This window comes from Sphingomonas sp. GW821-FHT10F11, assembly GCF_058809095.1.
The window spans coordinates 942,384-955,488 of sequence record NZ_JBXASH010000001.1; the positions used below are offsets into that span (position 1 = coordinate 942,384).

Below are 13,105 nucleotides of genomic sequence, written 5' to 3' on the forward strand. Positions count from 1 at the left end.
CACGCCCATCCGAGGTGCTAAAGCGCCCGCACCATGAACGTCCCCAATTCCTTCCGCGCCCAGCCCGACGAACGCGGGCATTTCGGCGAGTTCGGCGGCCGCTATGTCGCCGAGACGCTGATGCCGCTGATCCTCGAGCTGGATGAGGCCTATCGCGCCGCCAAGGCCGATCCCGCCTTCGCCGCCGAGTTCGAGGATTTGCTCGAACATTATGTCGGGCGCCCCAGCCCGCTTTATTACGCCGAGCGGCTGACCGAGGCGCTCCGCGAGTCAGCGCCCGAAGGCAAGGGCGCGCAGGTCTGGTTCAAGCGCGACGAGCTGAACCATACCGGCGCGCACAAGATCAACAATTGCATCGGCCAGATCCTGCTCGCGATGCGCATGGGCAAGACGCGGATCATTGCCGAGACCGGCGCGGGCCAGCACGGCGTCGCCACCGCGACCGTCTGCGCGCGCTTCGGCCTGCCCTGCGTCATCTATATGGGCGCGCGCGATATCGAGCGGCAGCAGCCCAATGTGTTCCGCATGAAGCTGCTCGGCGCCGAGGTCCGCCCGGTCACCTCGGGCGCGATGACTCTCAAGGACGCGATGAACGAGGGGCTGCGCGACTGGGTCGCGAACGTCCACGATACCTTCTACATCATCGGCACCGCCGCCGGCCCGCACCCCTATCCCGAGTTGGTCCGCGACTTCCAGAGCGTGATCGGAAAGGAAGCCCGCGCGCAGATGCTGAGACGCATCGACCGCCTGCCCGACCTGCTCGTCGCGGCAATCGGTGGCGGATCGAACGCGATCGGCCTGTTCCACCCATTCCTCGACGATGCCGACGTCGCGATGCTCGGGGTGGAAGCTGCCGGCCACGGCCTCGACAAGCAACACGCGGCGAGCCTCGCCGGCGGATCGCCCGGCATACTCCACGGCAACAAGACCTATCTGCTGCAGGACGAGGACGGCCAGATCGCCGAAGCGCATTCGATCTCGGCCGGGCTCGACTATCCCGGCATCGGCCCGGAGCATAGCTGGCTCCACTCGATCGGCCGCGTGCAGTATACCAGCGCGACCGATACCGAGGCGCTCGACGCCTTCCAGCTGCTCTGCCGCACCGAAGGCATCATCCCCGCGCTGGAGCCGAGCCACGCCATCGCCGCCGTCGCCCGCGTCGCGCGCGAGATGAACCGCGAGCAGATCATCCTGTGCAACCTGTGCGGTCGGGGCGACAAGGACATCTTCACCGTCGCCGAGGCGCTCGGGGTCGAGATATGAACATCCCCAACCTCGTGACCGGCGCCGTGGTGGGCGCCGCGGCCGCGCTTATCGTGCGCGAGCTGAACCAATATGGCCTCGCGCTTTCCGACTGGCGCCTGCCGCTGCCCCGAGGGCTTGAAGCCGTCGAAATGGGCGCCCTGGTCGGCATTCTCTCTCAACTCTTCAGCCAATGGCGCTCCGCACGATGACCCGCCTCTCCACTGCCTTCGACCGCGCGCGACACCAGCATCGCGCTGCGCTCGTCACCTTCGTCACCGCTGGCGACCCGGCGCCCTGGACCAGCGGCGCGATCCTCGATGCATTGATTGCCGGCGGCGCCGACGTGATCGAACTGGGCATGCCCTTCACCGATCCGATGGCCGACGGCCCGGCGATCCAGGCCGCAAACCTGCGCAGCCTCGGTGCCGGCACCACCACCGCCGACATCCTAGCCATCGCCAAGGCCTTTCGCGAGCGCCATCCCGACGTGCCGGTCGTGCTGATGGGCTATGCCAACCCGATGCTCCGCCGCGGCGCCGACTGGTTCGCCAACGCCGCGCGCGATGCGGGCGTGGACGGCGTGATCTGCGTCGATCTGCCGCCAGAGGAGGATGACGAACTCGGCCCGAATCTGCGCGCCGCCGGGATCGACCTGATCCGCCTCGCCACTCCGACCACCGACGTGGCCCGCCTGCCCGCGGTGCTCGGCGGCGCAAGCGGCTTCCTCTACTATGTCTCGGTCGCCGGCATCACCGGCCTCCAGCAGGCCGCGCAGGATTCGATCGAGAGCGCCGTCTCGCGCCTCAAGGCCGCGACCGACATCCCCGTCGCGGTCGGGTTCGGCATCCGTACGCCGGATCAGGCGGCCGCCATCGCCCGTGTCGCCGACGGCGTCGTGGTCGGCTCGGCGATCGTCGAGCTGGTCGGCCAGTATGGCGAGGGTGCAAGCGCGCCCGTCGAGGCCTATATCCGTTCCCTGTCCACGGCGATCGCCGCGGCCCGAAAGGAAACAGTATGAGCTGGCTCACCAGCGTCAGGAACGCGCTGTCGTTCGTCGTTCCCAAAAAGGATTCGCCCGACAATCTCTGGCATAAGTGCAAGGGATGCGGGAACATGGTGTTCGTGAAAGAGCTGGAGGACAATCTCCATGTCTGCCCTAACTGCCAGCATCACGAGCGTATCGGGCCGGTCCTGCGCTTCCAGTACGTCTTCGACGCCGGCAGCTACACGATCATCCCGCTGCCCCGGGTGCAGGACGATCCGCTCAAGTTCCGCGACACCAAGCGGTACGTCGACCGCATCAAGGCGGCCCGCCTTGCCACCTCGGAGGGCGACGCGCTGATCAACGCGCGCGGTACGATCGAGGGCCGCAAGGCGGTCGTCGGCGTGCAGGATTTCGCCTTCATGGGCGGATCGATGGGCCTGGCGGTCGGCGAGGCGTTCGTGCGCGGCGTCGAGAACGCGATCGAGGATAATTGCCCGTATATCATCTTCACCGCCGCCGGCGGCGCGCGCATGCAGGAGGGCATTCTCAGCCTGATGCAGATGCCCCGCGCGACGGTCGCGATCCAGATGCTGCACGATGCCGGCCTGCCCTACGTCGTCGTGCTGACCGACCCGACCACCGGCGGCGTCACCGCCAGCTATGCGATGCTCGGCGACGTGCAGATCGCGGAGCCCGGCGCGCTGATCGGTTTCGCTGGCCAGCGCGTGATCGAACAGACCATCCGCGAAAAGCTCCCCGAGGGTTTCCAGCGCGCTGAATATCTGCTCGAGCACGGCATGCTCGACATGGTGAAGCATCGGCGCGACCTGCGCGCCACGCTCGCCAGCCTGATCGACTATCTGTGCACGAAGAAGGCGGCATAGCCTTCCCCCTCCCGCTTGCGGGAGGGGCTGGGCTCCCGCTCTCCGCTGGCGGAACGCTTGTTGTTGCCGGGCGCCCACCCCCAGCCCCTCCCGCAAGCGGGAGGGGAGGAAGTTTTAGAATGCTAGACTCCGCCACCTCCACCTCCCCCGCCGTCCAGCACCAGCTCGACCGCCTCTGGTCGCTCTCCCCCGGTGCCGACATCCTCGGCCTGGAGCGCATCACCGAACTGCTCGATCGCCTCGGCAACCCGCAGGACAGCCTCCCGCCGGTGCTCCATGTCGCCGGCACCAACGGCAAGGGCTCGACCTGCGCCTTCCTCCGCTCGGCAATCGAAGCGGCCGGCCTGACGGTCCATGTCTATACCAGCCCCCATCTCGTTCGCTTCAACGAGCGGATCCGCATTGCCGGTACGCTGATCGAGGACGATGCCCTCGCCGCCTTGCTCGAAGAAGTGCTCGATATCGCTGGAGACATCGGTGCGAGCTTCTTCGAGGTCACCACCGCTGCAGCCTTTCTTGCCTTTTCGCGCACCCCGGCCGATGCCTGCATCGTCGAGGTCGGCCTGGGCGGCCGGCTCGACGCGACCAACGTCATCGCCCGGCCGCTCGTCACCGGCATCGCCCAGCTCGGGGTCGACCATCAGAGCTTCCTGGGTGACACCGCCGAAGAGATCGCCGGCGAAAAGGCCGGCATTGCCAAGCCCGGCGTGCCGCTGGTCACCATGCGCTACCCCACCCCCATCGCCCAGCGCGTCGAGGCGGTCGCGCGCGCGGCGCGCGCGCCGGTGTCGGCCGCCGGAGACGCCTGGTTCTTCGCCGCGGACGACGGCAAGCTCGGCTACCGCGACGCCGCCGGCCGTGTCGAAACCCCGCTGCCCAGCCTGGCCGGCCCGCACCAGCCCGAGAACCTCGCCCTCGCCATTGCGATGCTCCGCCACCAGACCCCCCTGGTCATCCCGCCTGAGGCCTATCGCATCGCCGCCGAGACGACCCGCTGGCCCGCGCGCATGCAACGCCTCGGCACCGGACCGCTGGCCGACCTGCTCCCGCCGGGCAGCGAACTCTGGCTCGACGGCGGCCACAATCCCGCCGCCGCTGCCACGGTCGCGGCGACGCTCCGCCAGATCGCCTTTCCCGGTATTGGCCGGAGCGAAGTCCATCTCATCCTCGGCATGTTGTCCAACAAGGATCCTGCCGGTCTGCTCGCGCCCTTCGCCGATCTCGCCACCACGCTCCATGCTGTTCCGGTGCCCCATCACGAGCACCATATGCCCGAGGCGCTGGTCGCCATCGCCCGCGGCCTCGGCATGATCGCGAACACCGCCACCGACGTGCCGACCGCTCTCGCCGACATCACCGCTGCCGCCGATCCAGCCGAGCCGCCGATCGTCCTGATCCTCGGCTCGCTCTATCTCGCGGGCGAAGTGCTCGCCGCAAACGGGGAAGCTCCGAACTGACATCTTATTGCTATTGACTTGCAATAACTGAAACGCGAGGCTGCTATTCCAGCAGATGGAGTCGCGTATCATGACGGTCACCCCAGCCCCAGCCCCCACCCAGATGTTGCCACACGCCATGCCGACCTGCCCGAACGGGCGGCTCGCCTTGTTCGCGATCCGGCGCATCGGCGCACATGGCCTGGCCGACGCGCATGCCGCGCACGCCATGCTCAATGGCTTCGGCGAAGGCTTTCGCCGCCCGCTGGTGCTGATGCGCGCGTTGATGGCCGATCTCGCTGCCACCGCGAACGGCCCCATCGCGATCGCGCCCTGCTGCTGCATGCGCATGACCGCGGCGGAGGGCGCGGTGCTGACCGTCCTCGCCCGCGCCGAGACAGCGCCGGAGACGGCCCGGCTGCTCCTCGCCGACCTGCTCGGCATCCGCCGCATCGACGGCGTGCTCGCCAGCGCGACCGCCCTCGCCGCCGCCTTTGCCGATGCGGGAAGGCCAATATCCTGAGCATGCGCGCCAAGGCGGGTTGACTGCGACGACACCATCCGGCCCAAGTCTTCGACCATCCCGGAAGAAAGGCCGCCAATGAGATTCCGAGTCATGGTGCTGGCCGCGAGCCTGCCCTGGATGGCACCCGCCCATGGCGATACGCCCTCTACGCCGACCATTGCCGCCACGACGATCCACCAGGCCCAGATCGAAGCCCGTATCCCATGGGAGCCACGCCCCATCCCCGGCAGCGATGGACGACGCCATCTCGCCTATGAACTCCACATCACCAATTTCAATTCCGGCGACGGGCCGCTCATACTGACGGGAATCTCGGTTTTCGCCGACGACTCTTTGCAGCCCTTGCTGAGCGCCGACGGGGAAAGCGTGAACGCCCTGCTCGCCCATCCCCAGGAAAAGGGGGCCGCCAAGGGCGTCGCGATCGAGCCGGGGCATCGCCAGACCCTGTTTCTGTGGCTGACCCTGCCCGGCGGTGCCATGCCGAAGCGGATCCGTCATCAGCTCGATTTCCGGACCGCGAGCGGCGACCTGCAACGCGCGGAGAATGTGACCGGTCCGGTCAGCGACCGGCCGCCGGTCCCGCTTGGGCCGCCGTTGCGCGGCGGCTCCTGGCTGGCGATGGAAGGGCCGGGCAATCGGCATTCCCATCATTGGGGGAGCCTCGTCGCGGTCGATGGAGCGCTCACCATCCCCCAGCGGTTCGCGATCGACTGGTTCGGGCTCGATCAGGGCGGGCATTCGATGCGGGGAAGCCATGCATCTCCCGCCGGGACGACTGATGCCGACTGGGTCGGCTTCGACAGCGAGGTGCTCGCAGTTGCCGATGGCGTGGTACGGGACATGCGAAACGATGCTCCGGACGGCACGCCGCTCGCCCCTCAGCCAGTGCCCGAAGACCTGACAGCCCGCACCCTTTACGGCAATTTCGTCGTGCTTGAGATCGCACCAGGCGTGTTCGCCCACTATGCGCATTTCCGAAAAGGGAGCGTCACCGTGAAGATCGGCGATCGCGTCACGCGCGGGTCGGTCATCGGGCGCCTTGGGCAGAGTGGGGCCACCGGTGCGCCTCACCTGCATCTCCATCTGAGCGACAGGCCGACCTTCGAGGAATCCGAGGGCCTGCCCTTCACGATCGACGCTTTCTCGCTCCTCGGCAAAACCCGGATCGAAGAGACCTTCGACACTGCCGTTCCGGTTTCGCTGGGCGGCGCGGCGCCAACCGATCGCCGCAACGAGATGCCGCTGGACGGCGATGTCGTCCGTTTCGGTCAGCCGTAACGGTCCAGACGACGACGCCATCGTCACCGCGCCGCGCGGAGTTCGCCCAGCCGGTCCATCGCCCAGCGATACATGTCGGCCTCGGCCGCGCGCTGCTGCCGGTCGAGCCGCTTCATCCGTGCCTCGACTTCCTCCAGCACCGTCCGCGCCTTCTTCTCCCAGCCCTGGTCGAGCAGCAGCGCGGCGTAGCGGCATCGCCCCTCCTCGCCCGGCAGGCGCGTGACGAGATCGGCATAGAGCGCCAGCGCCTCCTCCTTGCGCCCGAGCGCTTCCAGGATGCGCGCGCGGAGCAATCCCTGCCGGTCGCGGTCGCTCTGCGCGCTTGCCGGATCGTTGGCGTCGAGCACCGTCAACGCCCCGGCCGCATCGTCCGTCTCGAACAATGCCCGCGCAAGCTTTTCGCCCGTCCGCATATCGGCCGGCCCACGCTCGATCGCCTCGCGCAGCAGCGGCAGCGCCTCGTCGTACCGACCCAGCGCCGCCAGCGCGTCAGCCAGCCGGATGCGGTTGGCCGCCGTATCGGCGAGGTCGAGCGCATCGCGCGCCGCGCGCACCTCGCGCTCGGGATCGAGTGCCGCCACCGCCTTGGCCCGCGCGGTACGGACGTGGCGATTGCCCTGCAGCCGCGGATAGACCTCGATTACCAGATAGGCGATCGTGCTGGGCCCCGGCAGGAACATCAGCGCCATGATCCACAGCTGGTTGCGCCCGTTGCGGATAACGTCGATCACCAGCATCACCTGGATCGCCAGGATCGCGAGATAGATGATCATGCTGCCGGCGGCTCCGATGCCTCCGCCGTTCCGGCGTCACCGATGGAACTGTCCACCAGCCCGGTTCGGATCATCCACCAGAACAACAGCACACCCGGCAGGGCCACGATCGTGGTGAGCCAATAGAAATTAACATAGCCGAATCGCTCTACCAACGCCCCGGCAGTGGTCGCCGTCAGCAACCGTCCGACAACACTCGCACCGGCGGAAATAAGAGCATATTGCGCGGCGGTGAAGCGGAGGTCGCAGAGCGCTGCAAAATAGGCAATCACGGTAACGCCGCCAATGCCGCTGGCGATATTCTCGAACCCGATCGCACCGGCCAGGCCCCAGTTGCTATGGCCCGCACCTGCGAGGAGCGCGAAGCTCGCGTTCGACACAGCCATGAGGATCAATGAAATCAGCACCGAACGCTTCATCCCGAGGCGCGCGTACATCGCGCCGCCGATGAAGATGCCGATCAGATAGGCGAAGAACCCGATGCCCACATCGTAAAAGGCGATCTCGTCATTGCTGAAGCCCAGATCGTTGAGCAGCAGACGCAGCACGATCTGGCCGAGCGTGTCGCCGATCTTGTGGATCAGGATGAAGATCAGGACGATGATGGCGCCGTTCCGGCGGAAAAACTCCAGGAACGGCCCGACGATCGACGCAAACATCTCTCCTATTCCGCGTCGTGCAGTTGGCTCGCGCCGGCGCTCCGGTTCGCCGAGCACGAGCCCGGTGATCATCGCAGGGAGAGCGAACATCGCGCAGACAAGATAAGCGCCGGTCCAGCCGATCCGGGCCGCCAGCACCAGCGCCAGCGCGCCGGCCGCGACCGAGCCCATGCGCCAGCCATATTGCGTCATGCCGGATCCGACACCCAGCTGATATGGCTTCAGCGTCTCGATCCGATAGGCGTCGATCACGATGTCGTAGGTCGCCCCGGCAAAGCCGACAAAGATGGCGGCGGCGATCGTCGCACCGATGTTCGAAGCCGGATCGACGAACGCCAGGTTCGCGACGGCGACGATCACCAGCACGCCCGACAGGATCAGCCACGATACGCGCTGCCCCAGTCGTCCGAGCAGTGGAATATGCACACCGTCGACTATCCAGGCCCAGAATGGCTTCAGGTTATAGACGAGGAAACCCATCGTGAACGCAGTGATGGTGGCCTTGTCGATCCCGTCCTGCGCCAGCCTGCTGGTCAGCGTCGCGCCGATCATCGCGTAGGGGAATCCCGATGAAATGCCGAGAAAGAAGGCGGCGAGTGGCTCGCGCTCGACATAGGGCCGGATGCCCTCGGGTAATTCTTCACGCCAGCGGTCCGCGGCGATCAGATGGCTGCACAGGATCGCCACCGCCAGCATCGTGATGCTGGCCCAGAAACCAATCGCCGGTGCGTTGGTCTTGGCGAAACCGAATACCATCGCCAGCACGATGATGATCACCGCAATGGCCAGGCCGACCAGCGATATAGCCGCGCTGCGGATTCGGCTTCCGACGAAGCTATATACGAGGCAACCGGCAATGAGGGCGACGGAGAGGATCAACGGGATCGACGGCCGCGGAGCATCCGCGACCGTGACATCCCAGTTCCGGGTCAGAATCTGCAACCCGGTTTCAGCCGCCATCAGCCCGTCAGCAGAAGCGAGCCAAGGCAGCAGCAAGGCGAGTAACGACAGGGCCATCGCCATGCGCGCGGCATAGGACCAGGTCCGTTCGGTCACATCGCTCATTCGGACTTGCTCCCCCTGGTGATCGCGCAGACACTAGCGTCAAAAATCGGGAGAGGAAGCGAGATGAACGCGCCCGCGAAGATTACCGTGCCGACCGAGGGCCAGCTTGCGCTTGCCGCGCAGCTTGCCGCCGGCGGCACCCGGCCGACGCTCGGCATCACCCATGTCGATGCCCGCGCCTATACCGCGCCTGAGCGCCATGCCGCTGAACAGGCACGCATCTTCGCCAAGGTGCCGCTGGTCATCGCCCCCTCCGCCCTGCTGCCGCAGAACAACATGGCCGTGCCACATGACGGCTTCGGCAAGCCCCTGCTCGTCGCCCGCGACAAGCAGGGCAAGGCGCAGGTCTTCCTCAATGTCTGCCAGCATCGCGGCACGCGGCTGGTCGAAGGCAGCGAGCCCGTCTGCGCGCCACGGCTGATCTGCCCCTATCATGCCTGGAGCTATACGCTCGACGGCGCACTCGCCGGCTTGCCCCGGCCGGACAGCTTCCCCGGCCTCGACAAGAGCGGTTTCGGGCTGAAGCGTCTGCCCACCTGCGAGGCGGGCGGCCTGATCTGGTTCGCCTTCGACGAGCATGCCGACTTCGCCGAGGCCGAAGCGCTCGGCCATGATTTCGATGCGTTCGATCTCGCCGGCCAGCATCTCTTCCGTAGGCGCACGCACGATGTTGCGGCCAACTGGAAGCTGATCATGGACGCCTTCCTCGAGAGCTATCATGTCCAGCGGCTCCACGCGGAGACGATCGGCCCCTTCTTCAAGGACGGCGTCTCCACCGGCGACCATATCGGCCCGCACCAGCGTTCCGCCGTCGGGCGCGAGGCCGCGCTTGCCGCCTGTTCGGCCGAGGACTGGCCGACGCTGCGATCGGCGATCACCTACACTTATCAGATGTTCCCGGGCACCGTGCTGATCGTCAGCCCGGATTACATGAACCTGATGGTGTTGATGCCGCAGTCCGAGGGCCGGGTGCTGGTCGAGGACTTCATGCTGATCCCCGAGGCGCCGACGACCGAAAAGGCGTTGGCGCATTGGGAGAAGAGCTGGAACCTGCTCGATGCCGGTGTTTTCGCTGCGGAGGATTTCCGCGCGGCTGCCCTGGGACAGGAAGGTCTCGCCTCGGGCGCGATTGACCGCGTCACACTCGGCACGCTTGAAACCGGCATCCGCGCCTTCCACGATCAGGTCGAAGCCCGCCTCTAGAGTCGGTCGAATCGTCACCCCGGACTTGTTCCGGGGTCCACCATGCCGCAAACCAAGGTGCCGATGGATGTGCATCGCCGTGGATGCCGGAACAAGTCCGGCATGACGGTTTAACCCGATCGCCAGCAACCCTATTCCTTTATCCCTCATGATGCTCCCGTATCGCGGCGAGAGGGAGATTTGAATCAAGCCGCCTTTTCGAACAGGCTGAACCCGTTCGGCAGCTTTTTGGGCTTCTTGCCCTCGATCACCGCCTCGATCGCGGCGATCGCCGCCAGCAGATCGCGTTGCGCATAGGGTTTCGACAGGCATCCCGCCGCCACGTCGCGCGCGCCTTCCGGGCAGGCACCGGTGACGAACAGCACCGGAATGCCGACGCCATGCGCCGCGTGCGCCACATCGAGCCCGCTGCCATCGGCCAGGCTGATGTCGACCAGCACCAGGTCGAGATCCTCCTCTGTGCGAATCACTTCCACCGCCGTGGCGACGCGGTCGACCGTCGCGACGATCTCGAATTCCGCCTCGCGCAGGAAATGCTCGGTGTCGAACGCGACAAGGGGCTCGTCCTCGACGATCAACAACCTCGAAATGCGCCGTTTCTTCCTGCCGAACAACATCGTCCGGTACCCGCCTTTTTTACTGGGCCGCTGGAAGCAACTTCCCCCGACCTTGTTACGCACCCGTCCCTTAACGCGCGGCTTCGGGATCGGGCGCAACATTTTTTTCATGTCGTCGCGAAGAAAAGCGGTATCAGCGCGTCCGTGTCCATTTTCAGAGAATCCAAGGAGCAGCAGCGCATCGCCAAGCTGCTCGCCCGCGCCGGTATCGCCTCGCGCCGCGAAATCGAACGCATGATCGCCGAGGGGCGTGTCGCGCTCAACGGCACCGTCATCGATACGCCAGCGACGATCCTCACCTCGCTCCACGGCGTGACGGTCGACGGCAATCCGGTGCAGGCCGCAGCGCCCGCGCGCCTGTTCCTCTATCACAAGCCGAGCGGCCTGCTCGTCACCGAGCGCGATCCCGCCGGCCGGCCGACCATCTATGACAGGCTGCCCAAGGACCTGCCGCGCCTCGTCCCCGTCGGCCGGCTCGATCTCAACACCGAGGGGCTGCTGCTCCTCACCACCGACGGCGAGCTGAAGCGCCAGCTCGAGCTGCCCGCGACCGGCGTCGAGCGCGCCTATCGCGCCCGTGCCTATGGTGCGGTCACCCAGGCCCAGCTCGAGGAGCTGATCCACGGCGTCGAGATCGAGGGCGTGCGCTATGGATCGATCAACGCCAATCTCGAACGCCGCACCGGCGCGAATGTCTGGATCGAGATGATCCTGACCGAGGGCAAGAACCGCGAAGTCCGCCGCGTGCTCGAATATCTGGGCTTGCGCGTCTCCCGCCTGATCCGCACCCGCTACGGCCCGTTCGTGCTCGGCGACCTGCCGGTGGGCGAAGTCGGCGAGGTGCGCCAGGTCGATGTGATCGCCTTCCGCAAGAACCCGACGAAGAACATCACGCCCGAATCCACGCCCCCGGAGTTGAAGCGCCACGCGCCGGCGCCTTCCCCGGTTCCCGGCGACCGGTTGAAGCAACCGCGCGGCATCACGCCCCAGCGGGCCCCGCGTCCGCGCCACGAAGAGCGGCCCGCCGCCGCCCGCGACGCGCGGCTGGCACAGGAGGCGCCGAAGCGTGCCGTCCGCCCGGCGGCACGCATCACGCGCGAGGACGCGGCCAAGGCGGACCGCGCCGCGTTCGACGTCCGCCCGGCCCGCCGCGCCCCGCGCGATGGCGACAAGCCCTCGACCTGGTCCCCGCGCGACAGCCGCCCGGCCGAGGAACGCGCCGCCCGCCCGGCCGCGTCGCCCGCCGGCGTGAAGCCCAAGCGCTTCTACGACGCCAGGGCGAAGGGCGGCGGCAAGGCCCCGCCCTCCGGCGAAACCCGTCCGGCGCGCGTGTTCAATCCGGAACTCGGCCGCAACGTCCGCGCCAAGCCGCCGCGCCCTCCGCGCGAAGAAGGCGACGCACGCCCGGCCAAGCCCGCCGGCAAGCCGCGCCCCAAGGCCGGCTGGGCCAAACCCAAGCCCAAACCCCGCACCCGGAAATAAGTCATGCGTATCATATCCGGCCAATGGCGCGGCCGCGCCATCGTCGCCCCCAAGGGTGACGCCACCCGCCCCACCGCCGATCGCACCCGCGAGGCCCTGTTCTCGATGCTCACCAGCCGCCTCGGCAGCTTCGAGGGGCTGGCCGTCGCCGATCTCTTCGCCGGCTCCGGCGCGCTCGGGCTCGAGGCGCTGTCGCGGGGCGCGGGCTCGTGCATCTTCGTCGAGCAGGATCGCGCCGCGATCGACGCGCTCAAGGCGAACATCGCCAAGCTCGGCACGAAAGCCGATGTCCGCGCCCAATCGGTGCTGGCGCTGCCGCCCGCCACCCAGCCGCTCGACGTGATCCTGATGGACCCGCCCTACGGCACCGGCGCCGGCATGGTCGCGCTCGACCGGCTCAACCGGCTCGGCTGGGTGAGCGATGCGACCTGGATCAGCATCGAGACGGCCAAGACCGAGACGGTCGAGGTCGAAGGCTTCACGGCGGACGCCGAACGTACCCATGGCAAGATGAGGATCACCCTGCTCCGGCGCACCGCCTAATATTCCGCCATCCTCTGCGGAGCGCCGTCCGTATTCGTGCGGGGCGCGGCAGGCGTACCCGCAAATAAAGACGGAATTATGCGACCCACTTAGGAGGGGGCGAAAATCGAGCGCTATTTGGCGCCGGCGCGCGGCCTCACGACGAGGCCTTTCGCTGTTCGAGGCGACTCCGCATGGCATAGTGACGAGTATTCGACTCCCTTCAACAGCGCTTCGGACAAACGACTTGCCGAATTGTGCGAGGGGTATCGGAATTTCTTCCGGCTTTACTTGAGGCCCCTCGTAACGAGCGCGTCCACGGGTCTAGCGCGATGTTGAGTTGGCTTGAATCAGGCCCTTCCCCCGTTCGGCCCCGGACTTGATCCGGGGTCGTCGAAGCCCTGCTCTTCGCTTCCGCAGAAGAAAGAAC

General features: G+C 67.0%; 13 protein-coding genes. 10 read left to right on the forward strand and 3 right to left on the reverse strand.

Features of this window, described 5'->3' with window-relative positions:
• Window positions 1-33: 33 nt before the first annotated feature.
• The 7 genes from trpB to AC1RT8_RS04640 all read left to right on the forward strand — a co-directional run bounded on the left by trpB (window position 34) and on the right by AC1RT8_RS04640 (window position 6,354).
• Window positions 34-1,263 (forward strand): tryptophan synthase subunit beta, encoded by a 1,230-nt coding sequence (trpB, locus tag AC1RT8_RS04610; RefSeq protein ID WP_493074401.1) that lies wholly within the window; start codon window positions 34-36, stop codon window positions 1,261-1,263.
• On the forward strand, window positions 1,260-1,454 hold the full coding sequence (locus AC1RT8_RS04615) for a hypothetical protein (protein ID WP_493074402.1): 195 nt from the start codon (window positions 1,260-1,262) through the stop codon (window positions 1,452-1,454). Before trpB ends, AC1RT8_RS04615 begins: the two co-directional genes overlap by 4 nt.
• Complete coding sequence (gene trpA / locus AC1RT8_RS04620; RefSeq protein WP_493074679.1) at window positions 1,451-2,263, forward strand: tryptophan synthase subunit alpha; 813 nt, start codon at window positions 1,451-1,453, stop codon at window positions 2,261-2,263. The genes AC1RT8_RS04615 and trpA overlap by 4 nt, the downstream gene beginning before the upstream one ends.
• Window positions 2,260-3,114: an acetyl-CoA carboxylase, carboxyltransferase subunit beta gene (accD, locus tag AC1RT8_RS04625; protein ID WP_493074403.1), complete on the forward strand. Its 855-nt coding sequence runs from the start codon at window positions 2,260-2,262 to the stop codon at window positions 3,112-3,114. The genes trpA and accD overlap by 4 nt, the downstream gene beginning before the upstream one ends.
• A 119-nt stretch (window positions 3,115-3,233) precedes the next feature.
• Window positions 3,234-4,571 carry a bifunctional folylpolyglutamate synthase/dihydrofolate synthase gene (locus AC1RT8_RS04630; protein ID WP_493074404.1) on the forward strand — a complete coding sequence of 446 codons (1,338 nt, stop codon included), beginning with the start codon at window positions 3,234-3,236 and terminating at the stop codon, window positions 4,569-4,571.
• 70 nt (window positions 4,572-4,641) lie between these two features.
• On the forward strand, window positions 4,642-5,073 hold the full coding sequence (locus AC1RT8_RS04635; protein ID WP_493074405.1) for a DUF6628 family protein: 432 nt from the start codon (window positions 4,642-4,644) through the stop codon (window positions 5,071-5,073).
• 78 nt (window positions 5,074-5,151) lie between these two features.
• Window positions 5,152-6,354, forward strand: a complete 1,203-nt coding sequence (locus AC1RT8_RS04640; protein ID WP_493074406.1) for a M23 family metallopeptidase — start codon at window positions 5,152-5,154, stop codon at window positions 6,352-6,354.
• A gap of 23 nt (window positions 6,355-6,377) precedes the next feature.
• Here the strand turns inward: AC1RT8_RS04640 and AC1RT8_RS04645 are convergent, their stop codons facing one another.
• Entirely contained in the window at window positions 6,378-7,127 is a 750-nt protein-coding gene (locus AC1RT8_RS04645; RefSeq protein ID WP_493074407.1) for a tetratricopeptide repeat protein, read from the reverse strand.
• Entirely contained in the window at window positions 7,124-8,452 is a 1,329-nt protein-coding gene (locus tag AC1RT8_RS04650; RefSeq protein WP_493074680.1) for an AmpG family muropeptide MFS transporter, read from the reverse strand. Before AC1RT8_RS04650 ends, AC1RT8_RS04645 begins: the two co-directional genes overlap by 4 nt.
• A gap of 462 nt (window positions 8,453-8,914) precedes the next feature.
• On the opposite strand from AC1RT8_RS04650, the gene AC1RT8_RS04655 reads away from it, so the two are divergent.
• A complete protein-coding gene (locus AC1RT8_RS04655) occupies window positions 8,915-10,054 on the forward strand; it encodes an aromatic ring-hydroxylating oxygenase subunit alpha (protein WP_493074408.1) in 1,140 nt (379 codons plus the stop codon).
• A gap of 185 nt (window positions 10,055-10,239) precedes the next feature.
• Here AC1RT8_RS04655 and AC1RT8_RS04660 read toward each other — a convergent pair whose 3' ends face one another.
• Window positions 10,240-10,671, reverse strand: a complete 432-nt coding sequence (locus AC1RT8_RS04660) for a response regulator (protein ID WP_493074409.1) — start codon at window positions 10,669-10,671, stop codon at window positions 10,240-10,242.
• A gap of 144 nt (window positions 10,672-10,815) precedes the next feature.
• Between AC1RT8_RS04660 and AC1RT8_RS04665 the strand changes: the two genes are divergently transcribed.
• Window positions 10,816-12,153 (forward strand): pseudouridine synthase, encoded by a 1,338-nt coding sequence (locus AC1RT8_RS04665; RefSeq protein ID WP_493074410.1) that lies wholly within the window; start codon window positions 10,816-10,818, stop codon window positions 12,151-12,153.
• 3 nt (window positions 12,154-12,156) lie between these two features.
• Window positions 12,157-12,696 carry a 16S rRNA (guanine(966)-N(2))-methyltransferase RsmD gene (gene rsmD / locus AC1RT8_RS04670; RefSeq protein WP_493074411.1) on the forward strand — a complete coding sequence of 180 codons (540 nt, stop codon included), beginning with the start codon at window positions 12,157-12,159 and terminating at the stop codon, window positions 12,694-12,696.
• The last annotated feature ends 409 nt before the right edge of the window (window positions 12,697-13,105 follow it).